Source organism: Allobosea sp. 01N443 (genome assembly GCF_056399325.1).
This window is the reverse complement of the sequence record NZ_JBFTRC010000035.1, coordinates 1-26,204: the sequence shown is the minus strand read 5'-3', so window position 1 is coordinate 26,204 and position 26,204 is coordinate 1. Positions and strand designations below refer to the sequence as shown.

The window sequence follows — 26,204 nt, the reverse complement described above, 5'->3', positions numbered from 1 at the left end:
ACGGCGCGGGTGCGCCGCCGCGTCAAGAGGTGGGGACTGCCTGTGACGCTATCAAGGCAGTGCGTCGATCAGGCATTGCCGACATTGCTGTACTGGAAGCCACGGCGGCGCATGTCGTCCGAGCGGTAGATATTGCGCAGATCGACAACGACGGGTTCGCGTAGCGCGGCCTTGACCGCGGCGAGGTCGAGCGCACGAAAAGCATCCCATTCCGTCACGATCACCAGCGCATCTGCGCCCCTGATGCAGGAATAGGCGTCACTCGCATAGGAGATTCCGGGCAGCAGAGGCTTGGCCGCATCCATGCTCTCGGGATCATAGGCAACGATCTCGGCCCCGGCATCCTGGAGCGCGGTGATGATCGCGATCGAGGGCGCTTCGCGCATGTCGTCGGTGTTCGGCTTGAAGGCGAGGCCAAGGATGGCGATTCGCTTGCCGCGCACCGAACCACCGCAGGCGGCGAGCACCTTGCGGGCCATGGCGCGCTTGCGCTGGTCATTGACGGCGACGACGGTCTCGACGATCCGCAGCGGAGCAGCGAGGTCCTGCGCCGTCTTCATCAAGGCCAGCGTATCTTTCGGAAAGCAGGAGCCGCCATAGCCGGGGCCGGCATGCAGGAACTTCGCGCCGATGCGATTGTCGAGGCCGATGCCGCGCGCGACCTCCTGGACATTCGCGCCGACGGCCTCGCAGAGGTCGGCCATTTCATTGATGAAGGTGATCTTGGTCGCGAGATAGGCGTTGGCGGCGTATTTGATCAGCTCGGAGGTTCGGCGCGAGGTGAAGAGAAGGGGCGCGGCATTGAGATAGAGCGGCCGGTAGATGTCCTCCATCACGGCGCGCCCGCGTGCATCGTCGGTGCCGATCACGATCCGGTCCGGACGCTTGAAGTCGCTGATCGCGGCGCCCTCGCGCAGGAATTCCGGGTTCGAGACCACAGCGAAATCGGCCTCCGGTCGGMTCTCCCGCATGATCCGCTCAACCTCGTCGCCGGTGCCGACCGGAACGGTCGACTTGGTGACGACGACGGTGAAGCCTTCAAGCTCGGCCACGACGTCGCGAGCGGCCTGATAGACATAGGAGAGGTCGGCATGGCCGTCGCCACGCCTGGCCGGGGTACCGACTGCGATGAAGACCGCGTCGGCGCCGCGGACGGCACCGGCCAGCTCGGTCGTGAAGGAGAGGCGGCCTTCGCGCACATTCTTGGCGACGAGATCGTCCAGGCCGGGCTCGAAGATCGGGATCTCGCCGCGGTTGAGCGCCTCGATCTTGCGAGCGTCGGTGTCGACGCAGGTCACGACATGGCCGAAATCAGCGAAGCAGGCACCCGAGACCAGGCCAACATAGCCCGAACCGATCATCGTCACGCGCATGAGGTGTCGTCCTCTCTCGCGGGCCGGAGCGGGATTGATCCGGGCCTCTCGTATGCGGCAGCTGGAGCACGGCTCCCCGCCCTAGCACCGCCTATATCAATTTAAGGCGCTGGGAAATGAAGAGGCGCGCAACACCGAACCCTATGGGTTGGTGATGCGCGCCAATCTCTGGGCGATGACGGAGGGTGGCGATCAGCCTTCGAACGGCTCGGCCGGCTCGACACCTTCGGAGACGAATTCGTCGAAATTCTCGCCGGGCTCCGGCTTCAGCAGCGGGGTGCGGTTGAGGACCACGACGGTGGTGCCGGTGGGCACGCGGCTGTGCAGGTCGATGATATCCTGGTTGAACATGCGGATGCAGCCGCTCGAAACCGCCGTGCCGATGGTCCAGGGCTCCGAGGTGCCGTGGATGCGATAGAGGGTGTCGCGGTCACCCTGATAGAGATAGAGCGCGCGCGCGCCGAGCGGGTTCTCGAGGCCCGCGTCCATGCCGCCGGCCCAGGGGCGGTTCTTGGCAGGATCACGCGCGATCATCGCAGGGGTCGGGGTCCAGCGCGGCCAGGCTGCCTTGCGGGCAACGGTTGCGCGACCGCGCCAGGACATGCCCTGCTTGCCGACGCCGATGCCGTAGCGGATGGCACGGCCGTTCTCTCGGACCAGATAGAGATAGCGCTTGTTAGTGTCGACGACGATCGTGCCGGGCCGCTCGCTGGTCGGATAGGCGACTTCCTGCCTCAGGAAGCGCGGGTCGACTTCGGTAATGTCGGTTTCAGGCAGAGGGAACTTCTCGTCGGGCATCTCGCCATACATGGCGAGTGCAGCCGCGCTCGGTCCGGCAGGTCTCGCGGCCTCGAGGGCTTGCTGGCGCGCGCCGACACAGGCTGCCAGCGATAGCGGCAAGAGCAGCACCATCATGCGCTTGAAGAGGCGATGGCGGAGTGCGCCGGCGATCGAGTCGAAGGACATCAGTTTGGCTCGCGTATTCTTGGTCTTGCGGGACTAGCAACGGACGAGCGATCGCGCAGTTCCACGGTGTTCCACGTCTTCGCCCAATGGGGTTCAAGGCGGATGGCGTGGCCGTGGGGTGAACACAGTGCGGCGAAATTGTGTCTTCAGCTGGCTGTGCTGAATCCGCAACAGCTCGAAAACACCGGGAAATCGGCCGTGTTATCAGGCGATCAGGCGGGTGCTTGGCAAAAAGAGCGCCGAATCGCGCAAACTCCTGGAAACCGGCGACATCGCTGGCGGCTTGCTGTGTCCGCCCTGCAATGCCGGTGCAACCTAGCTTGGCGTCGACGCGGGCGCGACCAGGCCGAGCCTTTCGCGCTGCGACCAGCGCCACAGCATCAGCACCGCCACCACGGCAAGGCCGGTCGCCAGTCCGATCCAGATTCCGCTGCCGGCGAGCGGTGTCCAGAAGCCGAGAGCCGCCGAAAGCGGCAGCCCGATGCCCCAATAGCCCAGGCCGGCCAGGATCATCGGCACGCGCGTGTCGCGCAGGCCCCTGAGGATGCAGGAACCGACCACCTGTGCGCCGTCGGCAATCTGGAAGATCGCTGCGAACAGGAGGAAGCGCATCGCGAGTTCGGCAACAGCCTGCGAACCCGGTTTGCTGGCATCAAGAAAGGGCGCGACCAGCAGGTGGGGAGCCAGCAGCATCACGAGCGCGGTCAGCGCCATGAAGGAGATCGCGAGCACGATCGCGGTGGTGCCGGCACGCGTGATGCCGTCGCGATCGCCGGCACCATAGGCGCGGCCGACACGCACGGTGCCGGCCTGGCCGATGCCCATCGGCACCATGAAGGTCAGGGACGCGATCTGAATGGCGATCGCATGCGCGGCCAGCGAGGTCGAGCCGATCAGCCCCATCAGGAAGGCGGCGCCGTTGAAGATCACGACCTCGAAGGCGAGCGTCAGGCCGATCGGGAAGCCGAGCCGCCAGAAGGCGCGATATCGCGGCCAGTCCGGCACCCAGAAGCGCCCGAAAAGATGAAATCGCCGGAAACGCCTGTCGACCGAAACGACAATGGCAAGTCCAAGGAACATCAGGGTCGAGGAGAGTGCGGTGGCGATCCCCGAACCCGGCAGACCGAGGGCCGGGAAGCCGAGCCGCCCGAACATCAGGCACCAGTTGGCAAAGACATTGAATGCGACGGCGAACAGCACGACCACGAAGGCCCAGAATGGCCGCTGCAAGGCCGCGACGAAGCCGCGCAGGACCAGATAGAAGAAGAACGGCAGCAGGCTCCATTGCAGGGTGTGGACATAGCTCGCGGCCGCCGCGGAAAGCGCTGGATCCTGCCCCATGGCGCGCAGGATCGCTTCGCCCTGCCACAGGAACAGCCACATCGGTCCGACCAGTGTCGCTGCCACCCAGAGACCCTGGCGCACGGTGCGGCGCACGTCGCGCACTGCATGGCGGTTGCGCCCGAGCTCGATCGAGATCATCGGCGCGACCGCTGCCATGACGCCGATGCCAAAAATCAGGACCGCCGTGTAGAGATTGGCTCCGAGCGCTCCGGCCGCGAGCGAGTCGGGGCCGAGATGGCCCATCATCACCACATCGGTTGCCGTCATCGCCGTCTGCGCCACATTGGTGAGCACCATGGGCCAGCTCAGGGCGAGCATGGCCCTGACTTCTGTGAGCCAGGGATGAGCGCGCGCAGTGGGGAGGGCCAGATCGGTCATGGGCCGTCGCTTCTAGCGCCCATTTTCTGTGCAGGACAGGGTCAGCCACGCTGGGCTTGCCCGCGCTCGGCGCGTGAGCGTGTGGGAGCGGCCCGCTGCGCGTTTTCGCGATCCGGCCCCTGCGCAAACGTCGCTACCGGCATTCGGCCATGGCGGCCATCATCACCGGCAAGAAGAAGACAGAGGAACCGTCAAGGATGTCAGATTTGAGAAACGCCGCCATGGCCGGCGACATCGTCGGCCTGGACGCTGTTGCGCTGTCGCACGCGATCCACGCGCGCAAGTTGTCCTGTGTCGAGGTGATGGGCGCCTATCTCGATCAGATCGAGCGGCATAACCCGACGGTCAATGCCCTGGTGGCACTGCGCGACCGCTCCGATCTGTTGGGGGAAGCCGAGGCGTTGGATGGCGAATTGGCAGCAGGCCGGTCGCGTGGCYGGATGCACGGCTTCCCGCAGGCCATCAAGGACCTTGCCGCGGCCAAGGGGTTCGCGACGACGCAAGGCTCGCCGCTCTTCAAGGACGAGATCGCGCAAAGCGACGCCATTTTCGTCGAGCGCATGAAGGCGGCTGGCGCCATCATCATCGGCAAGAGCAATACGCCGGAATTCGGCCTGGGCTCGCAGACCTTCAATCCGGTCTTCGGGGCAACGCGCAACGCCTATGACCAGTCGAAGACCTCGGGGGGCTCGAGCGGTGGCGCTGCCGTTGCGCTGGCGATGCGCATGCTGCCGGTGGCCGATGGCAGCGACCATGCCGGCTCGCTGCGCAATCCGGCTGCCTTCAACAACGTGCTCGGCATGCGGCCGGGCTATGGCCGCGTGCCCTCGAGTGGCGACGAGGTCTTCATTCCGCAGATGGGCGTAGCTGGTCCCATGGCGCGCACGACCCGCGATCTTGCCGCGCTGCTCGCCGTGCAGTCGGGCTACGATCTGCGCGTTCCGCTCTCGATCCGCGAGGAGCCGGCCGCCTTCCTGGGCAATCTCAAGCGCGACATCGCCGGGCTCCGCATCGGCTGGCTTGGCGATCTCGGTGGGCATCTGCCGATGGAGGATGGCATCTTGTCGCTTTGCCGCGAAGCCTTGAAGGCCTTCGAGGACATGGGGGCGCGGGTCGAGGAGGCGAGCCTCGGTTTCGATCCCGAAGCCGTCTGGCAGGCCTGGACGAGACTCAGGGCCTGGCAGGTCGGTGCGAGCCTGGCCCCCATCCATGCGGATCCGGCACGGCGCGACTTTCTCAAGCCCGAAGCGCGCCACGAGGTCGAGCAGGGCCTCAAGCTCTCGGCCTTCGACGTGATGAAGGCCTCCAATCTGCGCTCGTCCTGGTATCAGCATGTGCGCGGCCTGTTCGGACGCTATGACCTGCTTGTCCTGCCCAGTGCCCAGGTCTTTCCCTTTGCCGTCGAAACGCATTGGCCGCGCGAGATCGCGGGCCGCGCGATGGACACCTATCATCGCTGGATGGAGGTGGTGATCCCGGTGACGATGTCGGGCTGTCCGGCGATCAGTGTCCCGGTCGGCTTCAACGCTGCGGGCTTGCCCATGGGCATGCAACTCTGGGGCCCCAACCACGCRGAGCGTCTGCTGCTCGAGGCTGCGCAGGCCTATGAGGACGCGACCGGTTGGGTCGAGAAGCGCAAGCCGGCCTTGCTCGCCGGCTGAGCGCCCGGCATCGTTCATGCTTTATGCGTTAGCGGCCTGTGGCCGGCCTTTTGGGAGAGTTGGCGAATGAGCTCGAACMTGCGGATCGACGGGCCACGATTGGTCTCGAGGCTCGAAGCCTTGTCGAAGATCGGCGCGACGCCGGAAGGCGGTTGCCGGCGGCTCGCTCTCTCCGACGAGGACAGGCAGGGGCGTGACTGGCTCGTCGGGCAGATGCAGGCGCTCGGGCTCGACGTGAAGATCGACGCGATCGGCAACGTCGTCGGCATCCTGAAGGGGCGGGAGGAGGGACCTGCCGTCATCCTCGGCTCCCATATCGACACGGTCGGCACCGGCGGGCGCTTCGATGGTGCACTTGGCGTCATTGCCGGCCTCGAGGTGCTGGCGGCGCTGCGCGATGCAGGGCTGCAGCCGAAGCGCGACATGGCGGTGATCGCCTTCACCAATGAAGAGGGCGCCCGATTCCATCCCGATATGCTCGGCTCTTATGTCTGGGCCGGCGGCATGAGCGTGGAAGCGGCCCATGCCGAGAAGGATGCCGAAGGGGCTGTGCTCGGCACCGAATTGAAGCGGATCGGCTATCACGGCCCGGAACGGCCCGGTTTCCTCAAGGCGCATTCCTATCTCGAGCTCCATATCGAGCAGGGGCCGGTGCTCGAAGGCGAGGGCGGCGGGCTCGGCGCTGTCACCGGCATCCAGGCCATCACCTGGCTTGAGCTGACGCTGAAGGGCCGCCCAAGCCATGCCGGTACGACGCCGATGGCCTATCGCAGGGATCCCGGGCTGGCGGCTGCGCGCATCAACCTCTTCGCCAATGAGCTGACGGGTAAGATTCCGGGCCAGCTTGCCAATTCCGGCGTCATCCGCGTCGAGCCCGGCAACGTCAACGTGGTGCCGGAAAGCGTGGTCATGTCGCTCGACCTGCGCAATCCCAAGGACGCGCTCCTGACTGAGGCGGAGGCGGCCGTCCGGGCGTTCTGCGCGGAGCTTTCCGAGCGGGACGGCATCCAGATCAGCTTCCGCGATCTTGCCCGCTTTCCGGCGGTCGAATTCGCATCGGAGTTGATCTACGGCGTGGAGATGAGCGCAGCCGAACTCGGCCTGCCGGTCCGCCGGATGATCTCGGGCGCTGGACACGACGCCCAGATGATGTCGCGCATCTGCCCGACGGCGATGATCTTCATCCCCTCGATCGGCGGCCTCTCGCATAACCCGGCGGAGTTCAGCACCGACGAGGACATGGTCGCCGGCGCCAATGTCCTGCTCAGCGCCGCCTGGCGCGTGGCGAATAACTGATCAAGCGCGGCGCGCGCCGCAAAAGACCTCTGCTCCCAGCCCTGGTCCTTCCTCCTCACGAGAGATGCCGATGACCGCAATCGCTTCCCTGTCTGCTGTCGCGCTGAACAAGCTCTACGCTGGGCGCAGCCTCTCGCCGGTCGAGGTCGCCAAGGACGCGCTCCACCGCATCGAGCGTTTCGAGCCCGACATCAACTCCTTCGTCGTGCGCGATGCCGAGGTCACGCTCGCCATGGCCGAGGCCTCGCAGGCACGCTGGCTCAAGGGCGCTCCGCTCGGTCCGCTCGACGGCGTGCCGGTCACGATCAAGGACAATATCGGCGTGAGGGGCTGGCCGATGCGCCGCGGCTCCGCGCTGGCCTCCGGCGCGCCCTGGCCGGAAGACGCTCCGGCTGCGGCGCGGTTGYGTGAGGCCGGGACCGTCTTCCTCGGCAAGACTACGATGCCGGAATATGGCTGGAAGGGTGTTGGCGACTCACCGTTCTCGGGCATCACGCGCAATCCCTGGGATATCCGAACCGGGCCGGGCGGCTCCTCTTCCGGCGCGGCCTCATGCGCAGCGCTCAATCTCGGCTGCATCCATATCGGAACCGACGGTGCCGGATCAGTCCGAATCCCGGCGGCCTTCACCGGTGTCGTCGGCTTGAAGCCGACCTATGGCCGCGTGCCGGCCTATCCCGTTTCGACCATGGGTTTCCTCGCCCATCTCGGCCCGCTGACCCGCACCGTCGCAGACACGGCGCTCGCCATGAACGCGATCGGTCGGCCTGATGGCCGGGACATGACCGCGATGATCGAGCCCCCGCCGGACTACGTTGCGGGCCTTGCCGGTGGCGTGAAGGGCCTGCGCATCGCCTGGTCGCCGCGCCTTGGCGGCAACCATCTCGTTGACCCCGAGATCGCAGCGCTCGCCGCGGCGGCGGCGCTTGCGTTCCGTGAGCTGGGTGCGAGCGTCGAGGAGGTCGATCCCGGTTTCGACGATCCGCTTGAGACCTTGATGACATTGTGGTCGGCGGGGGCTGCCCTGGCTCTGCGCGGAGCGGGGCCGGAGAAGCGCGCGCAGATGGACCCGGGTCTCGTGGCCGTGGCCGAGGCTGGCGAGCAGATTCCGGGCTCGGCCTATGTCGACGCCCTGCTCAACCAGCGCAATGCGCTTGCGTATCATATGACGCAGTTCCACGAGCGCTTCGATCTGCTGCTCACGCCGACTTTGCCCCTGCCGGCCTTCGAGGTCGGACGGAATGCCCCCGGCCACGGCGGATATGGCGATGACTGGACGCGCTGGACGCCATTCACCTACCCCTTCAACATCACCCAGGCACCGGCCATCTCCGTGCCCTGCGGCCTGACATCGGCCGGGTTGCCGGCGGGACTGCAGATCGTCGGGCCGTTCGGCCGGGATGCGCTGGTTCTGCGTGCGGCGGCGGCATTTGAGGCATTGCAGCCTTTCGCGCGTGTCGACGCGCCCGTCAGAGTGGCCTGAAGAGCGAAGCCKGGCCGGTCAGGGCCTGGGTTCGGACAGCCCCAGCAGATTGGCTTGTGCCACCCGTTCCCGTGTTGCCGGGCTGAGCTGGCGCAGGAAAGACTGCACGCTCTCGAATTTCATCCGCTCGCTCTCCAGCGAGCGATGGCTTGCGTCGGTTCCGATGATGAAGCGGCCGGGCATCGTCTCGATGAGCTCAAGCCATTCCGGCCAGACACTCCTGCCGTCCTGCAGGATCGTGTAGTCGGGGGAACGCGGGTGCCTTGGCCAGGTTCGCGCGCTCAGCTCGTAGTAGAGGTTGGGGTGCCGTTCGAGCATCCTGCGGGCCAGGAACAGCGGCGTGTAACCGCCATGGGCCCAGATCAGGTTCACATCGGGAAAGGCCTCGAGCAGCGATGTCAGTTCGCGCATCCGTGTCGATTCGACATGGACCAGGACAGGCACGCGGTATTTGCGCGCCAGTGCCATGATCCCGCTCATCATCGGGCCCGCCGGATCGTAGTTCGCCTCGGGAAACCCGGGCGACGGAAAATGCACTGCCGATATCTCGCCAATACCCTTGAACTGGCCGGTGGCCAGGAGACCGTCGAGCTCCTCGAGCAGTGCCAGGTCCTGATCCTCCCATGCCTTTCGATGAGCCCTGCGCTCCGGAGAAATCGAGGCAAAGCCGATGAACAGGTCGGGACGGCGCTTGACGGCATCGGCAATCGACACGTTGTCGCCGTTGCGCCCCCAGAACACGACGGCACGCTTCGCCCCGTAGTGCCGCATCAGTTCGATCTGCATGGCCTCGTCGTTGAGATGGACATGCGCATCGACGAACGGCACCGTTTCGAGACTTGGTGCGGTGCTTTCCGGAGCGGCCGAGCTCTTCACCCGCTTCAGAACACGGGGCTGATCCTGACCCGATACGGTGGCGCCGAACGATAGCGCCAATGCGCAGCCCAGAACCAATATCCCCACTGCCAAGCGCATGGACCTGCCCAAAAAACCCGCGTCAACGCCCGAATGCCTAGCAGAACTCTGCGGGGCGACAGAAGGGGGGCGCGTCTGGCGCGTGGCGCGTGACGAGGCCTGAGTGGGCGCTTCGTCTTCGCCGGTCAGCAGGACCTTTCGCGTGCTGGGAAAACGCTGTGATTAGGCCAGCTGCGCGCCGATCAAATCGATTTAGCCGACGTTGCGCAATTTTCTGCGGAATTATGCTCGATTGGCGCGGGCGCATGGCGTTGGGGGCCAACCGGTACCGTTTGGCACGGACTCTGCAAGCCTCCCAGCCGMGGATTTCGACCGGCGCGGCGTGTTGTCAGGGTGATCTTTCTCCCCCACACTCGCCTCAAGGTCGCCCGTCAGAGGTAGCCGTTTCAGGGGAGAGAGTAATGGATCGCAGGACATTCTTGAAATCTGCCACTGGTGCCGGCGCTCTGGCCGCCACCGGAGGGCTGTCCATGCCGGCCTTGTCGCAAGGAGCAGCGGCCAAGACCCTGCGCTTCGTGCCGCAGGCCAATCTCGCGAATTTCGACCCCATCTGGGGCACGCAATATGTCGTTCGCAATGCCGCTGCGCTGGTCTGGGATACGCTCTACGGCATTGACGACAAGTTCCAGCCGCAGCGCCAGATGGTCGAAAGCGAGGAGGTCTCCTCCGACGGCCTGACCTGGACCTTCAAGCTCCGCCCCGGCCTCAAATTCCATGACGGCGAGCCGGTGCTCGCCAAGGACGTGGTGCAGAGCCTCGTGCGCTGGTCGGCGCGCGACCCGATGGGCCTGATGCTCCGCGCCATCCAGAACGAACTGGTTGCGGTCGACGACCGGAGCTGGAAATGGTCGCTGAAGCAGCCCTTCCCGAAGATGTTGCTGGCGCTGGCGAAGAACAACGCTCCCTGTTCCTTCATCATGCCCGAGCGCATCGCCAAGACCGATCCGTTCCAGCAGATCACCGAATATGTCGGCTCCGGACCGATGAAGTTCCTGCGCAATGAGTGGGTGCCGGGCGCCAAGGCGGTCTTCGAGAAATTCGCCGATTACGTGCCGCGCTCCGAGCAGGCGAACTGGCTCGCCGGCGGCAAGAAGATGCTGGTCGATCGCATCGAGTGGGTGATCATGCCTGATCCGGCGACGGCAGCCGCTGCGCTGCAGAATGGCGAGATCGACTGGTGGGAGACGCCGCTCGCCGATCTCGTGCCGGTGCTCAAGGCCAACAAGAATATCAATGTCGATATCGGCGATCCGCTCGGCAATATCGGCGCCTTCCGCATGAACCACCTGCACCCGCCCTTCAACAATCTGAAGGTGCGCCAGGCGGTGCTGACTGCGATGAACCAGGAAGACTACATGCGTGCGCTTGTCGGCGAGGACGACAAGCTCTGGAAGCCGCTTCCCGGCTTCTTCACGCCGGGCACCCCGCTCTACACCGAGCAGGGCGGCGATATGCTCAAGATGCGCAATATCGAGGCCGCCAAGAAGCTGCTGGCCGAGTCCGGCTACAAGGGCGAGCCGGTGGTCTGTGTCGTGGCGCAGGACATGTCCGCCACCAAGGCGATGGGCGACGTCACGGCCGATCTGCTCAAGCGCATCGGCATGAATGTCGATTTCGTCGCCACAGACTGGGGCACGGTCGGTTCCCGGCGCGCCCAGAAGACCGGACCGGGCCAGGGCGGCTGGAGCATGTTCCACACCTGGCATGCCGGCGCCGACTGCATCAATCCGGCCTCGTATACGGCTATCCGCGCGAATGCCGACAAGGCCTGGTTCGGCTGGCCGGACGTGCCTGCCGTCGAGACCGAGGTGACGAACTGGTTCAACGCCAAGGATCTCGCCGAGGAGAAGGCGGCCATGGGCCGGCTCAACCAGGCGGCGGTTCAGAATGTCGTCTACGCGCCGACCGGCTTCTATCTCGGCTACCAAGCCTGGCGGAAGAACGTCTCGGGCGTCGTCAGCGGGCCGTTGCCGTTCTTCTGGGGCGTCTCCAAGGCCTGATTTGCAACGATAGGGATACAGCGCCGCGATGTTGGCTTTCATCGTCAGACGCATCATCACGACCATCCCGGTGATGGCTTTCGTGGCGCTGTTCGTCTTTTCTCTCCTCTACATAGCGCCGGGAGATCCGGCGGCAGTCATCGCGGGTGATCAGGCGACGCCCGCGGATGTCGAGAAGATCAGGCTGAGCCTCGGGCTCGACCGCCCCTACCTGATACGGTTCGGCGAGTGGCTCTTCAGGGTGCTGCAGGGTGATCTCGGCACGTCGATCTTCACCTCGCTGCCGGTGACGCAGCTCATCTCCCAGCGCATCGAGCCGACCGTCTCGCTGATGGTGCTGACGCTGATCTTTGCGGTCGTCATCGCGGTGCCGATGGGGGTGATCGCGGCCTGGAAGGCAGGCACCTGGGTCGACAAGTTCGCGATGGCCTTTGCCGTTCTCGGCTTTTCCATCCCGGTCTTCGTCGTCGGCTATCTCCTGGCCTATGTCTTTGCGCTGAAACTCGACTGGCTCCCGGTGCAGGGCTACACGCCGCTCTCGGAAGGGCTGTGGCCGTGGCTCCGGAACCTCATCCTGCCCTCGGTCACGCTCGGCCTCGTCTATATCGCGCTGATCGCCCGCATCACGCGCGCGACGATGCTCGAGGTGCTGCAGCAGGACTACATCCGCACGGCACGTTCCAAGGGGCTCGGCCAGCGCAGCGTCCTGTTCCTGCATGCGCTGAAGAATGCCGCGATCCCGATCGTGACGATCATCGGCATCGGCATCGCCCTGCTGATCGGCGGTGCCGTGGTGACCGAGAGCGTCTTCGCCATTCCCGGACTGGGCCGGCTGACGGTCGATGCCATCCTGCGGCGCGACTATCCCGTGATTCAGGGCGTCGTCCTGATGTTCAGCTTCGTCTACGTGCTGGTGAACCTCATCATCGATCTGGTCTACACGCTTCTCGATCCGAGGATACGCTATTGACGACGCGCTCCGAGAGCCCTGCCGCCGTGGCGGCTCCCGCTCTGGCCGGGATCGGGCCAGAGAGATCACCCCTGAGAAACCTGCTGCGCTTCATGCGCCGGCACCCCTCGGTCGCGATCGGCGGCGGCCTGTTGCTGCTCATGATCCTCATCGGCATCCTTGCGCCGCTGCTCTGGACTGTCGATCCGACCGCGATCGCGCCGGCGAGGCGCACCAGGATGCCCTCGGAGCAGTACTGGTTCGGCACTGACATGCTCGGGCGCGACATCTATTCCCGTGTCATCTACGGCGCGCGGGTTTCGCTGATTGTCGGCTTCACCGTCGCCATCCTGTCGTCTCTGGTCGGGTTGGCGATCGGCCTTTTCGCAGGCTTCGTGCGCCGGGCTGACGGCATCGTCATGCGGGGCATCGACGGCATGATGTCGATCCCGCCGATCCTGCTGGCGATCGCGCTGATGGCGTTGACGCGCGGCTCGGTCCAGAACGTCATCATCGCCATCACCATTGCCGAAATCCCGCGCGTCGCCCGCCTGGTGCGCGGCGTGGTGCTCAGCCTGCGCGAGCAGCCCTATGTCGAGGCGGCGGTGGCCGCCGGTGCACGCGCGCCGCGCATCATCATGCGCCACATCCTGCCGAACACCATCGCGCCGATGACCGTGCAGGCGACCTATATCTGCGCCAGCGCGATGATCGTCGAGGCGATCCTCTCCTTCATCGGCGCCGGCATTCCGCCGGCGACGCCGTCCTGGGGCAATATCATGGCCGAGGGCAGGGCGCTCTGGCAGGTCCGGCCGCATATCGTGCTGTTCCCGGCGGTCTTCCTGTCGATCACGGTGCTTGCCGTGAACCTGCTCGGTGACGGCCTGCGCGACTCGCTCGATCCCCGCCTGGCAAAGAGCCTCTGAGGGGAACCGCATCCACCATGCCGGCTGGCTCTGCCGCAGCGTCCGCTGGCCTCGCACCCCGGATTCGGGGTGCGGTCTGCGGAAATCCGATGGCGTCCATGCGGGCTGACCGGCTTTCGCCTGCCCTGGATGATCGCGATGCTGGCCCGTGCGCTGAGGAGGAAACAAGGTGAGTCGAATTCTGACGGTGGCCGCAGCCCAGCTCGGCCCCATCCATCGGGATGAAAGCCGCGCTTCGGCCGTCGCCCGCATGATCGCCTTGATGCGCCAGGCCAAGGGGCATGGCTGCGATTTCGTCGTCTATCCAGAAGCCGCCCTGACAGCCTTCTTTCCGCATTGGTGGATGGATGACGAGGACGAGATCGATTCCTATTTCGAGAGTGCCATGCCCTCGAACGAGACGGCGCCGCTCTTCGAGGAGGCCGCCCGTCTCGGTATCGGCTTCCATCTCGGCTATCCCGAGCTCGCCTTCGAGGACGGGCGCAAGCGCCGCTTCAACACCGCGGTCCTGGTCGACAAGAGCGGCTCGATCGTCGGCAAATATCGCAAGATCCACCTGCCTGGACATCCCGAGCACCGGCCGGGCGCTCCCTTCCAGAATCTCGAGAAGCGCTATTTCGAGACCGGCAATCTCGGCTGGCCCGTGTGGCGGACGATGGATGCCAATATCGGCATGATGATCTGCAATGATCGGCGCTGGCCCGAGAGCTATCGCAGCATGGGGTTGCAGGATGTCGAATTGATCGTGCTCGGCTACAACACGCCCAAGCATAACCCCCCGGCGCCCGACCACGACCGCCTCGGCAATTTCCACAATCAGCTCGTCATGCAGGCCGGTGCCTACCAGAACGCCACCTGGGTCGTCGGCGTGGCCAAGGCGGGGCTCGAGGCCGGCGTCGACCAGATCGGCGGATCCTGCATCATTGCGCCGACCGGCGAGGTCGTGGCCCAGGCCGTCACCGAGGGGGACGAACTCGTCGTCGCCCGCTGTGATCTCGATCTCGGCAAGAGCTACAAGGCATCCACATTCAATTTCGCCCGCCACCGCGAGCCGGAGCAATACCGGATGATCGTGGAGCGCAAGGGCGCTATCTCACCGCTCTGAGTTTGCCGTCAAAGGACCAGCCATGAACCACGATCTCATCCTGAAAGGCGGGCGGGTCATCGATCCCTCGCAGAAGCATGACGGCATTCTCGATGTCGCCTTCACCGACGGCAAGGTCTCAGGCTTCGGCAAGGACCTGAAGGGCGGCGCCGATACTGAAGTTCGCGATGTCTCGGGCTATATCGTTTCGCCCGGCCTGATCGACCTCCACACCCATGTCTATTGGGGCGGCACCTCGCTCGGCATCGATGCCGACGAGTTCTGCCGCATGTCCGGCGTCACCACCTCGGTCGACACCGGCAGCGCCGGACCGGGCAACTGGGCCGGCTTCCGCAAGCATGTGATCGAGCAGAGCCAGGCCCGCATCCTGGCCTATCTCCATGTCTCGCATGCCGGCATCTACGGCTTCGATCATCGCGTCATGGTCGGCGAGAGCGGCGACCTGCGCATGATGAATCCGATTGATTGCGTCGAAGTCGCCGACGCCAATCGCGACTATATCGTCGGCATCAAGGTCCGCGTCGGCCTGCATGCCTCGGGCACGTCCGGGACGGTGCCTCTGAACATCGCGCTGCAGGTGGCCAACGAGGTCGGCATGCCGCTGATGTGCCATATCGACCATCCGCCGCCATCCTATGAGGAAGTCATCGGCATGCTGCGGCCGGGCGACGTACTGACCCACGCCTTCCGGCCGTTCCCGAACGCACCCGCGACGGCCCAGGGCACGGTGAAGCCGGAGGTGCTCGCCGCCCGCAAGCGCGGTGTCATCTTCGATATCGGCCATGGCAAGGGCTCGTTCTCGTTCAAGACGACGCGCGCCATGCTTGCCAATGGCTTCGAGCCGGATGTGATCTCGTCGGACGTTCACAAGCTCTGCATCGACGGGCCGGCCTATGACCAGGTCACCACCATGTCGAAGTTCCTCTGCATGGGCATGAGCCTGAACAACGTCATCGCAGCCTCGACCGTGAATGCCGCCATGGCGCTGAAGCGTCCCGAATACGGCTCGCTGAGGGTCGGCTCGCTGGGCGACGCCACCATCCTCACCGTCAAGGAAGGCAAGTTCGACTATGTCGACGTCGTCGGGGAGCACCTGATCGGCGACAAGAAGTTCGTTTCCGAGGGCGTGGTGCTGAAGGGCAAGTGGTGGCACCCGAAGCGCACGAACAAGTTCAAGAAGGTGGCGGCCTAAGGCCAGGTCGTGCTGCCGACAAGCCCGGGCTTGACCCGGGCATCTCACGTCGGAGTCTCACGGGCGCGCGTTGTGTGCCGTCCGCGGAACGCCGCGCCACAATAACGATAGAGGAAACACCATGTCTGCCGAAGCCAGGCTCAAGGAACTCGGGCTGACACTGCCCAACGTCGCGACGCCGGTCGCCAACTATGTCCGCTTCAAGCGGGCTGGCGATATCGTCTATCTCTCCGGCCAGGGGCCGCGTCGGGCCGATGGCAGCTATCCGACCGGCAAGGTCGGCGCCAATGTCACGGTCGAAGAGGCTTACGAACACGCCAAGCAGACCGGGCTTGGTCTGCTCGCGGCTATGCAGGRGGCCGCCGGTTCGCTCGACAAGGTCGAGGTCATCAAGCTGCTCGGCATGGTCAATGCGGTGCCGGATTTCGCGGAACAGCCCAAGGTGATCAACGGCTGCTCGGACCTGTTCGTCGCCGTTCTCGGCGAGAACGGCCGTCACGCCCGCTCGGCCGTGGGCATGGGCTCGCTGCCCAACAACATGACCGTCGAGATCGAAGTCATCATCCGGGTGCTGCCATGACCGCGCTTGCCGAGGAAATTGCCCGCGTCTACGGCACGCCGGCCGTCGTCATCGATCTCGATAAGGTCGAGGCCAATATCGCGCGCCTCCAGGCCGCCTGCGACGCCGCCGGCGTSGCCAATCGTCCGCATATCAAGACGCATAAATCGCCCGAGCTCGCGCGCCTGCAGCGCGAGGCCGGCGCCCGCGGCATTACCTGCCAGAAGCTCGGCGAGGCCGAGGTCATGGCCGATGGCGGCCTCGACGACATCATGATCAGCTACAACATCCTCGGCGAGGAGAAGCTTGGGCGCCTCGGCGCGCTTCAGCGCCGTGTGCGGATGATCGTGGCGGCTGACAATCCCGTCACCATCGCCGGCCTGCCGACGGCCGCCGAGATCGCCGGGCGCGACCTCGAGGTCGTGGTCGAATGCGACACCGGTCGCCAGCGCGCCGGCGTCGAGACGCCTGGTGAGGCGGTCGAGCTTGCCAAGATGATCGCCGGTTCCAAGGGCCTGCGCTTCGCCGGCTTCCTGATGTATCCGCCGGAGGATGGCTGGGACCGGACGCAGCTCTTCCTCGACACGGCCAATGCGGGCCTGCGCGATGCGGGGCTCGAGGCCGGCATCGTCTCGACCGGTGGCTCGCCCAATATTCCGAATATCGGCAAGCTCAAGGGCGCGACCGAGCACCGCGCCGGTACCTCGATCTTCAACGACCGCATGCAGGTCGCGGCGGGCGTCGCCAGCCTCGATGACTGCGCCTTGACGGTCTATGCGACGGTGGTGAGCCGTGCCGGCCCGGAGCGCGGCATCCTCGATTCAGGGTCCAAGACGCTGACGAGCGACACCGGCGGCCTCGAAGGGCACGGCTATATTCTGGAGTATCCGTCCGCCAAGATTGCCAAATTCGCCGAGGAGCATGGCTTCCTCGACCTTGCGGCCTCGAATGAACGGCCGAAGGTCGGCGAGGTCGTCCGGATCGTGCCGAACCATGTCTGCGTCGTCGTCAACATGGTCGACAGGCTGATCACGGTGCGCGGCGACAAGCTGATCGGCGAACTACCGGTCGCGGCGCGCGGCAGGCTGACCTGACAACAGGATCATCGGACCGGATCGCGCAGCCGGTCCGATGATCTGACCTTCAGTGTCTGCATCGGCCTTCCCAAGCCGTAATCCACGTTCCGGACCGATTCTCAAGGCTCCCTCGCCGCACCCGGCGGGGGAGCCTGAACATCTTTCAGCTCAGAATTTGTAGGTGACGCCTGTCCCGATCAGCCAGGGATCGATCTTGACCTTGCCGCTGACCAGGCCGTTGTTCACCTTGACCTTCGGCTCGAGGAAGATCTTCTTCACGTCGAAGTTGATGCCCCAGTGGTCGTCGATCATGTAGTCGAAGCCGGCCTGCAGGGCGAGGCCGAAGCTGTCCTTCAGATCGAAATCGGTGAAGCCGCCCTTGGCCTTCTCGTTGAAGAAGACCGTGTAGTTCACGCCGGCGCCGACATAGGGCTTGATGCGCCCGAGGTCAGTGAAGTGATATTGCAGCATCAGCGTCGGCGGCAGCAGCCAGGCAGAGCCGATCCGCGCTCCGGCGAGAGCACCAGCGCCTTTGACGCGATGCGGGGTGACGCCAAGGATCAGCTCGGCGGCGATGTTCTTCGTGAAGAAATAGCTGATGTCGAGTTCGGGCACGACCGAGGTCGAGATGCTGACGTCCGCGCCGGGAACTGTGACGCCGCCGATCCGGAGCGAGGCATCCTCCTGTGGTACCACGACGAGTGCGCGCCCGCGGATCATCCAGGGRCTCCACTGCGCCAGAATCGGCGCGACCGGCTGTACCTTGTAGGAGGGCAGATCGGCTGCCTCAGCGCTTGTCAGCGCGGTGCCTGCGAGCAGGACGGCGCTCAGAGCGGTCGGGAGAAGGCGTGTCGTCATGATGGTCCCCAGCTGCTGCCGGTGGGCGACTCAATCCATCGCAACTTGCCCGGCCGGTGGGACCGTTCTTCGCCAGTGCTCGGGGAAAGTGATTGATCTGCGTCAAGACGGCGACAGGACTGCCGACGATCACGGCGCCCTGTTGCAGCATTGACGCAGAGATTGTGCTTGGCGCCCATCCGAAGCCGGGGCCAGGCGCGATGCCACGCCCCGGACGGCCGAAGGGCTCAGCTCTCGGGGTGCCTCGCATTCCAGGCAGCAGCATACTCGCTGCACAGCCGATCGAGCTCGGTGCGGTCCGTGATCCCCGCCGGTCGGGCACGAGACGGCGAGGCGGCCTGGTAGGGCACGGAGCGCTGGTGCGCGATGCGCCAGAGCCGCCGCAATTCGGCGAGCGGGTCTGCGTGATCGTCGACGCGGATGTCGAAGCTCGGAAAGGCATCGGTCGACCAGATCCGAACCGCGCAGGACTGGCGACCCCGCTTGTCGCCGCCGGCCCGCTCTCCGGCCTCGAGCGCAACCAGCAAGCGCTCGTCGAAATCGAGCGCCGAGGCCGCAATATAGGCCTTCAGCGTTTCCTCGATCACCTGCGGTCCGGCGAGCATGTTGCCAGCCACCGAGACCTGCGGGCCTTCGACCGAGCCGCACCAGTCGATGCAGGCCGAACCGGTATGAGCGGCAATCTTGCCGTCCCGGTCGATGATGTGCAGCTGGCGATGATTGCGCCCCTCATCGGCCGCTGTGAGGTTGGCGACGATCTCGGCGGCCGGGCGGCCTTCGAGCAGAAGCCGCAGGCCATCGATGCCATAGAGCGGGTTGAGGAAGGCTTGTGTGGCAAGCGCCCCCGTGCGCGCCGCGCCCTGCGGCACGCGCGAGCCGACGGCGAAGGCGCAGGTGGAAACCGCGACGCCATAGGCGCCTGTCGCCGCATCGCGGGCGACGATAGACCAGGTCATGGAGCAATCCTTCTCAGCGGCCGGCGGCGTAGGCCTGCATCAGACGTGGCGTCGCCGCGGCACGCAAGAGGCCATTGCTGCTCTTCTCCGCCGCGGTCAGGCGTCCGACGGTCCAGGCCGGGGCCTTCTCGAGATCATGGCCGCGCCGGACCAGATCGGCGATCGCCGCAGCGCCGATGCTCTCCTCGACCGTGAGATGCCCCGGCCGCGCTTCGCGCGGATAGAAGGTCGAGGGGAAGTGCTGCGTGTGGAACAGCGGCAGGTCGATCGCCTCCTGCAGGTTGAGACCGTGGTGCACCCGGCGCAGGAACATGCCGAGCTGCCATTGCTCCTGCTGGTCGCCGCCCGGCGTGCCGAAAGCCAGGCGCGGTTCGCCATTCTCGAAGGCCAGTGTCGGCGTCAGCGTGGTGCGCGGGCGCTTCAGCGGCGCGAGCGAGGCCGGCAGGCCCTCTTCCAGCCAGAATGCCTGCGCGCGCGAGTTCAGGGGGAAGCCAAGCTCGGGGATGACGGGAGAGGATTGCAGCCAGCCGCCAGACGGCGTGGCGGCGATCATGTTGCCCCATTTGTCGATCACGTCGATATGAACGGTATCGCCGCGCTTCGACGATGCAACCATCGAGGCGAGCGTCGGTTCGCCGACGGTTGCGCCGCCGGCGCCGCTCTGCCCGGCGATGCGGATATTCGCCAGCATCTTGCCGACCTGCTCCTCGAAGCCGGGGATCATGCCGGGGCGCAGCTCATGCGAGGCCTTGTCGGTGATGAGATTGCGCCTGCCGCGGGCGTAATCCTCCGAAAGCAGCGTCGCCATCGGCACCTTCACGAAATCCGGATCGCCGTAATAGGCCTCGCGATCGGYGAAGGCGAGTTTCATCGCCTCGGTGACGTGATGGATGAATTCCGGGCTGGCCGGTCCCATCGCGGCGATATCGATGCCTTCCAGGATCTTCAGCGTCTGCAGGAAGACGGGGCCCTGGCCCCAGGGACCGATCTTGAAGACCTCCCAGCCGTGATAGTTCACGCTCGCGGGCGTTTCGTAGGTCGGCTTCCAGCGCGCCATGTCGTCGGCGGTGAGCAGGCCCTTGTGGCGGCGGCCGGAGGAATCGATCGCCTCGGTCGTGCGGCAGAATGCGTCCATCGCTTCCGCGACGAAGCCCTTGTACCAGGTGTCGTAAGCAGCCTCGATCTGCTTCTCGCGCGAACCGCCGGCGGCTTCCGCTTCCGACAGAATGCGCTTGTACGTTTCCGCCGCGGCCTTGTTGCTGAAGAGTTCCTTGCCCTTCGGCACGTTGCCGCCCGGCAGATAGACCGCCCCCGAGGTCGGCCACTCATTGGTGAAGAGATCGGTCAGGGAGCCGATCGTGTCGGAGACACGCGGGAGCATCGGATGGCCGTTCTCGAAATAGCCGATGGCCGGCTCGAGAACCTCACGCAGCGACAGGCGGCCATGGTCGCGCAGCAGCGTCATCCAGCCGCCGAAAGCGCCGGGCACGACCGTCGAGAGCAGTCCCGATCCGGGGATCAGGTCGAGGCCGAGTTCCTTGAAGGCCGCAATGGTGGCTGCCTGCGGAGCCGGGCCCTGCGCGCAGATGACTTCGACCTTCTTCGTCTCGGCCGAATAGAACACGGCCGGCATGTCGCCGGCCGGGCCGACCAGATGCGGCTCGACGACCTGGAGCACGAAGGCTGCGGCGGCACAGGCATCGAAGGCGTTGCCGCCCTTTTCCAGCATGRCCATGCCGGAGGCCGTCGCGAGCCAATGCGTCGAGGTGACGACACCAAAGGTGCCGAGGATTTCGGGGCGGGTCGTGAACATGATGCTATCCCTAGGCTTGCTTAGTGTTCTTTGGGGTCGAGCGCGTCCCGCAGGCCGTCGCCGAGCAGGTTGAAGCCGAGAACGGCGAAGAAGATGGTGATCCCGGGCGCGACCGACATCCACGGCGCCTGCTCCATGAAATTCTTGGCGACGTTGAGCATCTGACCCCAGGACGGAGCGGGAGGTTGCTGGCCGAGGCCGAGGAAGGAGAGGGCCGCTTCCAGGATGATCGCCTGCGCCATGAACAGGGTGGATTGCACCACGATCGGCGAAAGCGTGTTCGGCAGGACGTGAAGGAACAGGATCCGCATGTCGCGGGCACCGATCGCGCGCGTTCCCTCGATGAAATCCTCGGCCTTGATGCTGAGCACCTGGCCCCGGACCAGCCGGATGAAGATCGGAACGGCCGAGAGGCCGATCGCGATCATGGCGTTGGTCAAGGAGGGGCCGAGGATCGCTGCAAACGCAATCGCGACGATCAGGAAGGGGCAGGCCAGCATCGCTTCTGTGACGCGCGAGATCGCGATGTCGATCCAGCCGCCATACCACCCCGCCAGCAGCCCGAACGGTACTCCGACCGCCAGCGCGATCGAGACCGAGAAGATGCCGGCCAGCAGCGAGGTTTGCGCGCCGTAGAACAGGCGGGAGAACTGGTCGCGGCCGAGTTCGTCGGTGCCGAACCAGTACAGCGCCGAAGGCGGCTTGCGGATGGCGAGGAAGTTCGACTTCAGCGGGTCTGCCAGCGGCAGCAGCGGCGCCAGGATCGCCATCAGCACGAAGATCAGCACGAGCGCCCCGCCGATCTGGGCGGAGCGGTTGTGCAGCAGTTTCGTCCAGGCGCGCGGGCTTCGCGCCGGCAATGGTTCCAACGAGCTGGTCGGGGACGGGCGGTCCAATGCGATGTTCGCCATCAGCCGTCCCTCAGGCGTGGGTTGACGAGGATGTAGAGCAGGTCGGCAAGCAGGTTCATCAGGATGAAGCCGATTGCAGTGCACAGGACGACGCCTTGCACCACGCCGTAATCGCGATTGAACACGGCGTCGATGATCAGCTTGCCGAAACCGGGAATCGTGAAGACCTGTTCGGTCAGCACAGCTCCGGCCAGCAGCTCGCCGAAGAGCAGCGTCGAGAGGGTGATGATCGGAATCAGGGCATTGCGCAGCGCATGGCGGTTGACGACCGTCTGCTCGTCGAGCCCCTTGGCGCGCGCGGTGCGGACATAGTCGGACTGCAGGACCTCCAGCATCGCAGCGCGCGTATGGCGCATCAGGAAAGCCGCAAGCCCGCCGCCCAGCACGAAGGCGGGCATGATCAGCCGCTCGATCGCGCCGATCGGGTTGCTGAAGATCGGCTCATATCCCGATGCCGGCAGGAGCTTGAGCTCCACCGAGACGAGCAGGATCAGCATGATGCCGAGCCAGAAATTCGGAATCGAGAGACCCGACAACGCGAGCGCGCTGGCGGAATAGTCGAGGGCCGTCCCCTTGTTGCGGGCGGCGATGATGCCCGCCGGGACGCCGATCGCGACGGCGACGAGGATCGAGGCCGTGGCGAGCTGGATGGTGACAGGCAGCTTTTGCAGGATCAGCCCGAGCACCGGCTCGCCGGTTCGCAGCGAGCGGCCGAAATCGCCCTGCACGACCTGGCCGAGCCAGGCGAAGAACTGGACGACGATGGGATCGTCCATCCGGTAGATTTCGCGCAGCCGGGCGATCACCTCCGGATCGCGCTCCTCGCCGGCGATGACGAGGAACGGATCGCCGGGCAAGGCTCGCTGCAGGGCGAAGACGAACAGCGACACCAGAAAGAGTGTCGGGATCGCGATCAAGACGCGGCGGCCGATCAGGGTCAGCATGGCTGCCCCCTAAGCCCGGCCGCCATTCCGGGCGACGCAAGGGTCGCCCGGAGCTGACGAGGGTGTGGGGTTCGAGAAGAGGCGGTCATCACTTCTTCTTCAACCCGGCGAGCCGGATCATGCCGTCGGGATTGATCACGAAGCCATCGATGTTGGAGCGCAGCGCGAAGAACACCGTCTGGTTGTAGAGATAGACGATCGGCAGCTCGTCCTGCAGGATTGCCTGCGCTGCGTCATAGAGCTTCTTGCGCTCGGCGACGTCATAGACGGTGCGGGCCTGGTCGAGCAGCTTGTCGACCTCCGGATTGCTGTAGCGTCCGTCGTTCTGGTTACCCTTCGACGTCACGAACTGGTGGATATTGCCATCGGGGTCGATGCGGCCGGACCAGCCGATGCGGCTCATCTGGAACTTGCCCTGCTGCTGGTCGCGCAGCTGGCTCGCGAATTCGCTCGAGCGGATCTGGATGTCGATGCCGGCTTCCTGAGCCATTGCCTGGATGACCTGGCCAAGCTGCGCGTCGACGGGATTGTTGGTGACGAAGAGCTCGGCCGAGACCTTTTCGGCACCGGCTGCCTTGAGCAGCGCCTTCGCCTTGGCGACGTCGCGCGCCGGCACCGGGAAGTCGGCGCTGAGATAGGGGTTTCCGGGGTTGAACGGCTGGATCATCGGCTCGTACAGCCCTTCGAACACGACCTGGCTCAGGACCTTGCGGTCGATCGCGAGCGACAGGGCCTGGCGGACGCGCTTGTCCTTGCCCATCGGCTGGTTCGCCGCCTCGCCATTGGACGTGTTGATGGTGATGCCCTGATAGCCGAGATTCGATGTGCTGGCGATCTTGAGCGACTTGTCGCCCCGGGCGCCCGGCACGTCGGTCGGCGCAAGGCGCTCCAGCATGTCGAGTTCGCCGGCTCTCAGATTGGCGAGACGCACGGTGGTGTCGGGGATCGAACGATAGAGCACCCGGTCGAACTGGTAGTTCGCGGCCTCCCAGTGTTCCTTGAACTTCTCCAGCACGATGCGGTCGTTCTGGACGCGCTCGACGAACTTGTAGGGGCCGGAGCAGATCGGCTTGGCGCCGACATCGCCGCTGAGGCTCTTGGGAGCCAGCATCATGCCGGCGCGATCGGTCAATTGGGCAAGCAGGGTCGCGTCGGGGCGCTTGAGCTTCAGCACGAGCGTGGTGGCATCGACGGCCTCGACACTGTCGACCGAGGCGAGTTCCGATTTCCGCAGGGAGTCCGGCAGCGTGCGCGCCCGCTCCAGATTGGCCTTTGCCGCTTCGGCATTGAAGGGCTCGCCGTCATGGAACTTCGCATCGCTGCGCAGCTTCATGGTCAGCGTCAGCCCGTCAGGGGAGAATGACCATTCGGTCGCCAGCCGCGGGACGAGCTTGAGGTCAGGCGTGATATCGAGCAGCCGGTCGCACAGCCCCATGAAGACGATGCGACCGACGAAGGTGCGCGCCTTGTGGGGGTCGAGCACGTCGGGGTCTTCCTGCAGGCCGACACGCAGCGTGTTCGGCGCCTGCGCCATGGCTGGCAGGCTCGCGATCGTCAGGAAGGTCGCTGAAACCAGCGCGGCAATGAGCTTCATCGGTTTTCCCCTGTTGGATTTTCTGTGTGAGGCGCGTTCGCGCGGCCGGATAGAGATCTGGCGCATGGCCTGCCGAACGCAGGCTGCTTGCGCCGCTAGGTCGATATGCAGAATCCGAAAGCGAAGAGCCTCCCGGGTTGGTCCCGTTCAGCACCAAGTTGGCGCAAGTTTCGGCGGGCGTCGATCATGCGCTGCATCATTCTTGCGGAGTATTGTTCCCGGGTCGCCGTTCGGCTTGTATGCAAGTTGGCGGCCAAGCTCTCCGCTTCTGGCTGAGGCCGGCATGTCCGGGCTACGCGCACGCAGGGCATGATCTCTGATATGCACTGCGCCAGACGGATACGGGTATCAGGCGCAGTTTGTATGCGCTGGAAACAGGGAATGGGACGGATGCTTCTGGGTGTGATTGCCGACGACATGACGGGTGCGACCGACGTCGCCCTGATGCTGAACCGGGCCGGGATGCGGACGGTTCAGGTGATCGGCGCGCCATCGGCCAATGCAACCCTGCCGGAGGCCGATGCGGTCGTCGTCGCGCTGAAGTCGCGCACCAATCCGGTTTCGGAAGCAGTGGCGCAGTCGCTCGCCGCCTGCGAGGCGCTGCTCGCCGCCGGGGCGCGCCAGATCCTGTTCAAATATTGCTCGACCTTCGACTCGACTCCGCACGGCAATATCGGCCCCGTGGCGGACGCGCTGATGCGCCGGCTCGGCGCGGAAAGCGTCATCATTTGCCCGGCCTTTCCCGCGAATGGCCGCTCGATCTATCAGGGCTATCTCTTCGTCGGCTCCGTGCCTCTGCATGAGAGCTCGATGAAGGACCACCCGTTGACGCCGATGCGGGATTCAAACCTGATGCGCCTGATGGCGGCACAGACCGAGACCCCTGTCGGCCATATCGGATACGCCACGGTCCTGGCTGGGGCCGGCGCGGTCAAGAACCGGCTTGTGGAACTGGCGGGGCAGGGCGTGCGCTATGTCGTGACCGACGCGCTGACCAATGACGACCTGATGGTGCTGGGCGCTGCTGTCGATGGGGCGGTCCTGCTGACCGGCGGTTCCGGCATCGCGATGGGGCTGCCGCAGAACTTCCGCAAGGCAGGGCTGTTGCCGGATCGCGATATCGCGGCCCATCTCGAGGCGCCCGAGGGGCGGGCCGGCATTATCTCGGGCAGCTGCTCCACTGCCACACGCGGGCAGATCAAGGCGGCGCTTGAAGCCGGATATCCCGCGCTGAAGGTCGATCCGCTCGCTCTGGCCACCGGCGAGCAGACGGCACGAATTCTGGCCGATTGGGCGCTGGCGCAACCAGCCGATCGACCCTTCCTCGTCTATTCCAGCGATGACCCGGCCGAAGTCGCCGCGATCCAGGGGCAGCTTGGCCGCGACAAGGCCGGTGAGATCGTCGAGCAGGCTTTCGCTGAAACGGCGCGCCTGCTCGCCAAGGGCGGTGTTACGCGCCTGCTCGTCGCCGGTGGCGAGACCTCGGGCGCCGTTGTCCAGGGCCTCGGCATCCAGACGCTCGAGATTGGCCCCGAGATCGACCCCGGTGTGYCGTGGACTCGCGTCGTCGGTAGCCCCGCGATGGCTGTTGCCCTGAAATCCGGGAATTTCGGCGCACCGGATTTCTTCCTGAAGGCATGGAGCCTGCTCCGCTAGGTCATCGGACCCGATATCGTATCCGGTCCGATGACCTAGCTGTTTAGTCCCGGCATTTGATGGATTGGATCGAGCCTGAATCGTTCTGGCTCTGAAGTCCAGCATTTGCAGATGAACTCGTAGGGTGTGAGCCCCCTAAGGGTCTTCAGCCGGCGGCCGAAATTGTAGGCGACAACGAAGTCTGTGAGG

21 protein-coding genes and 1 pseudogene are annotated in these 26,204 nt (G+C 65.3%); 11 read left to right on the top strand and 11 right to left on the bottom strand.

Annotation, left to right across the window (positions count from 1 at the left end; genetic code table 11):
* Positions 1-68: 68 nt before the first annotated feature.
* The 3 genes from AC1DRP_RS11900 to AC1DRP_RS11890 form a co-directional block, all read right to left on the bottom strand.
* The gene (locus tag AC1DRP_RS11900) at positions 69-1,373 is read right to left on the bottom strand and encodes a UDP-glucose dehydrogenase family protein (protein ID WP_476768577.1); all 1,305 of its coding nucleotides are present in this window, start codon (positions 1,371-1,373) and stop codon (positions 69-71) included.
* 192 nt (positions 1,374-1,565) lie between these two features.
* Positions 1,566-2,339, bottom strand: coding sequence for a L,D-transpeptidase (locus tag AC1DRP_RS11895; RefSeq protein WP_441508625.1), 774 nt, complete (start codon positions 2,337-2,339; stop codon positions 1,566-1,568).
* 315 nt (positions 2,340-2,654) lie between these two features.
* Positions 2,655-4,061 (bottom strand): MATE family efflux transporter, encoded by a 1,407-nt coding sequence (locus tag AC1DRP_RS11890; RefSeq protein ID WP_441478841.1) that lies wholly within the window; start codon positions 4,059-4,061, stop codon positions 2,655-2,657.
* Between the two features lie 197 nt (positions 4,062-4,258).
* Here AC1DRP_RS11890 and AC1DRP_RS11885 point away from each other — a divergent pair, with 197 nt between their 5' ends.
* The 3 genes from AC1DRP_RS11885 (at position 4,259) to AC1DRP_RS11875 (ending at position 8,501) form a co-directional block, all read left to right on the top strand.
* Positions 4,259-5,722, top strand: a complete 1,464-nt coding sequence (locus tag AC1DRP_RS11885) for an amidase (RefSeq protein WP_476768576.1) — start codon at positions 4,259-4,261, stop codon at positions 5,720-5,722.
* A 66-nt stretch (positions 5,723-5,788) separates the two neighbouring features.
* Positions 5,789-7,018 carry a Zn-dependent hydrolase gene (locus AC1DRP_RS11880; RefSeq protein WP_476768575.1) on the top strand — a complete coding sequence of 410 codons (1,230 nt, stop codon included), beginning with the start codon at positions 5,789-5,791 and terminating at the stop codon, positions 7,016-7,018.
* Positions 7,019-7,088: 70 nt separating this feature from the next.
* Positions 7,089-8,501, top strand: a complete 1,413-nt coding sequence (locus AC1DRP_RS11875) for an amidase (RefSeq protein WP_476768574.1) — start codon at positions 7,089-7,091, stop codon at positions 8,499-8,501.
* An 18-nt stretch (positions 8,502-8,519) separates the two neighbouring features.
* Here AC1DRP_RS11875 and AC1DRP_RS11870 read toward each other — a convergent pair whose 3' ends face one another.
* Complete coding sequence (locus AC1DRP_RS11870; protein WP_476768573.1) at positions 8,520-9,476, bottom strand: amidohydrolase family protein; 957 nt, start codon at positions 9,474-9,476, stop codon at positions 8,520-8,522.
* Positions 9,477-9,877: 401 nt separating this feature from the next.
* On the opposite strand from AC1DRP_RS11870, the gene AC1DRP_RS11865 reads away from it, so the two are divergent.
* The 7 genes from AC1DRP_RS11865 to AC1DRP_RS11835 all read left to right on the top strand — a co-directional run bounded on the left by AC1DRP_RS11865 (position 9,878) and on the right by AC1DRP_RS11835 (position 17,301).
* Positions 9,878-11,476 carry an ABC transporter substrate-binding protein gene (locus AC1DRP_RS11865; protein WP_441489067.1) on the top strand — a complete coding sequence of 533 codons (1,599 nt, stop codon included), beginning with the start codon at positions 9,878-9,880 and terminating at the stop codon, positions 11,474-11,476.
* 28 nt (positions 11,477-11,504) lie between these two features.
* Positions 11,505-12,446: an ABC transporter permease gene (locus AC1DRP_RS11860; RefSeq protein ID WP_441508620.1), complete on the top strand. Its 942-nt coding sequence runs from the start codon at positions 11,505-11,507 to the stop codon at positions 12,444-12,446.
* Positions 12,443-13,351 (top strand): ABC transporter permease, encoded by a 909-nt coding sequence (locus AC1DRP_RS11855; RefSeq protein ID WP_441508619.1) that lies wholly within the window; start codon positions 12,443-12,445, stop codon positions 13,349-13,351. Before AC1DRP_RS11860 ends, AC1DRP_RS11855 begins: the two co-directional genes overlap by 4 nt.
* Positions 13,352-13,520: 169 nt before the next feature.
* The gene (locus AC1DRP_RS11850; RefSeq protein ID WP_441508618.1) at positions 13,521-14,456 is read left to right on the top strand and encodes an N-carbamoyl-D-amino-acid hydrolase; all 936 of its coding nucleotides are present in this window, start codon (positions 13,521-13,523) and stop codon (positions 14,454-14,456) included.
* A gap of 22 nt (positions 14,457-14,478) precedes the next feature.
* Positions 14,479-15,648: an amidohydrolase/deacetylase family metallohydrolase gene (locus tag AC1DRP_RS11845; RefSeq protein ID WP_441508617.1), complete on the top strand. Its 1,170-nt coding sequence runs from the start codon at positions 14,479-14,481 to the stop codon at positions 15,646-15,648.
* Positions 15,649-15,769: 121 nt separating this feature from the next.
* Complete coding sequence (locus AC1DRP_RS11840; RefSeq protein WP_476768572.1) at positions 15,770-16,228, top strand: RidA family protein; 459 nt, start codon at positions 15,770-15,772, stop codon at positions 16,226-16,228.
* Positions 16,225-17,301 carry a D-TA family PLP-dependent enzyme gene (locus AC1DRP_RS11835; RefSeq protein ID WP_441489071.1) on the top strand — a complete coding sequence of 359 codons (1,077 nt, stop codon included), beginning with the start codon at positions 16,225-16,227 and terminating at the stop codon, positions 17,299-17,301. The genes AC1DRP_RS11840 and AC1DRP_RS11835 overlap by 4 nt, the downstream gene beginning before the upstream one ends.
* Positions 17,302-17,451: 150 nt before the next feature.
* On the opposite strand, the gene AC1DRP_RS11830 is transcribed toward AC1DRP_RS11835, so the two are convergent.
* From AC1DRP_RS11830 to AC1DRP_RS11805, 6 genes are all read right to left on the bottom strand, one after another.
* Positions 17,452-18,141 carry an OmpW/AlkL family protein gene (locus AC1DRP_RS11830; RefSeq protein WP_441489072.1) on the bottom strand — a complete coding sequence of 230 codons (690 nt, stop codon included), beginning with the start codon at positions 18,139-18,141 and terminating at the stop codon, positions 17,452-17,454.
* 227 nt (positions 18,142-18,368) lie between these two features.
* A complete protein-coding gene (locus AC1DRP_RS11825) occupies positions 18,369-19,097 on the bottom strand; it encodes a DUF1028 domain-containing protein (protein ID WP_441508616.1) in 729 nt (242 codons plus the stop codon).
* A gap of 13 nt (positions 19,098-19,110) precedes the next feature.
* Positions 19,111-20,910 carry a gamma-glutamyltransferase family protein gene (locus tag AC1DRP_RS11820; RefSeq protein WP_476768571.1) on the bottom strand — a complete coding sequence of 600 codons (1,800 nt, stop codon included), beginning with the start codon at positions 20,908-20,910 and terminating at the stop codon, positions 19,111-19,113.
* Between the two features lie 20 nt (positions 20,911-20,930).
* Positions 20,931-21,821 carry an ABC transporter permease gene (locus AC1DRP_RS11815; RefSeq protein ID WP_441489075.1) on the bottom strand — a complete coding sequence of 297 codons (891 nt, stop codon included), beginning with the start codon at positions 21,819-21,821 and terminating at the stop codon, positions 20,931-20,933.
* The gene (locus AC1DRP_RS11810) at positions 21,821-22,765 is read right to left on the bottom strand and encodes an ABC transporter permease (protein ID WP_113515563.1); all 945 of its coding nucleotides are present in this window, start codon (positions 22,763-22,765) and stop codon (positions 21,821-21,823) included. The genes AC1DRP_RS11815 and AC1DRP_RS11810 overlap by 1 nt, the downstream gene beginning before the upstream one ends.
* Positions 22,766-22,853: 88 nt before the next feature.
* The gene (locus AC1DRP_RS11805) at positions 22,854-24,359 is read right to left on the bottom strand and encodes an ABC transporter substrate-binding protein (protein WP_441489076.1); all 1,506 of its coding nucleotides are present in this window, start codon (positions 24,357-24,359) and stop codon (positions 22,854-22,856) included.
* Positions 24,360-24,740: 381 nt separating this feature from the next.
* On the opposite strand from AC1DRP_RS11805, the gene otnK reads away from it, so the two are divergent.
* On the top strand, positions 24,741-26,015 hold the full coding sequence (gene otnK, locus AC1DRP_RS11800; protein ID WP_476768570.1) for a 3-oxo-tetronate kinase: 1,275 nt from the start codon (positions 24,741-24,743) through the stop codon (positions 26,013-26,015).
* Positions 26,016-26,050: 35 nt separating this feature from the next.
* Here otnK and AC1DRP_RS11795 read toward each other — a convergent pair.
* A pseudogene (locus AC1DRP_RS11795) lies at positions 26,051-26,204 on the bottom strand (IS481 family transposase); the annotation flags it as partial.

What these genes read in the sequence shown, in the direction of transcription:
- AC1DRP_RS11895 (WP_441508625.1), bottom strand. Translation starts at nt 2,339, where the DNA reads ATGTCCTTCGACTCGATCGCCGGCGCACTCCGCCATCGCCTCTTCAAG.
- AC1DRP_RS11890 (WP_441478841.1), bottom strand. Translation starts at nt 4,061, where the DNA reads ATGACCGATCTGGCCCTCCCCACTGCGCGCGCTCATCCCTGGCTCACA.
- AC1DRP_RS11870 (WP_476768573.1), bottom strand. Translation starts at nt 9,476, where the DNA reads ATGCGCTTGGCAGTGGGGATATTGGTTCTGGGCTGCGCATTGGCGCTA.
- AC1DRP_RS11865 (WP_441489067.1), top strand. Translation starts at nt 9,878, where the DNA reads ATGGATCGCAGGACATTCTTGAAATCTGCCACTGGTGCCGGCGCTCTG.
- AC1DRP_RS11860 (WP_441508620.1), top strand. Translation starts at nt 11,505, where the DNA reads ATGTTGGCTTTCATCGTCAGACGCATCATCACGACCATCCCGGTGATG.
- AC1DRP_RS11845 (WP_441508617.1), top strand. Translation starts at nt 14,479, where the DNA reads ATGAACCACGATCTCATCCTGAAAGGCGGGCGGGTCATCGATCCCTCG.
- AC1DRP_RS11825 (WP_441508616.1), bottom strand. Translation starts at nt 19,097, where the DNA reads ATGACCTGGTCTATCGTCGCCCGCGATGCGGCGACAGGCGCCTATGGC.
- AC1DRP_RS11815 (WP_441489075.1), bottom strand. Translation starts at nt 21,821, where the DNA reads ATGGCGAACATCGCATTGGACCGCCCGTCCCCGACCAGCTCGTTGGAA.
- AC1DRP_RS11810 (WP_113515563.1), bottom strand. Translation starts at nt 22,765, where the DNA reads ATGCTGACCCTGATCGGCCGCCGCGTCTTGATCGCGATCCCGACACTC.
- AC1DRP_RS11805 (WP_441489076.1), bottom strand. Translation starts at nt 24,359, where the DNA reads ATGAAGCTCATTGCCGCGCTGGTTTCAGCGACCTTCCTGACGATCGCG.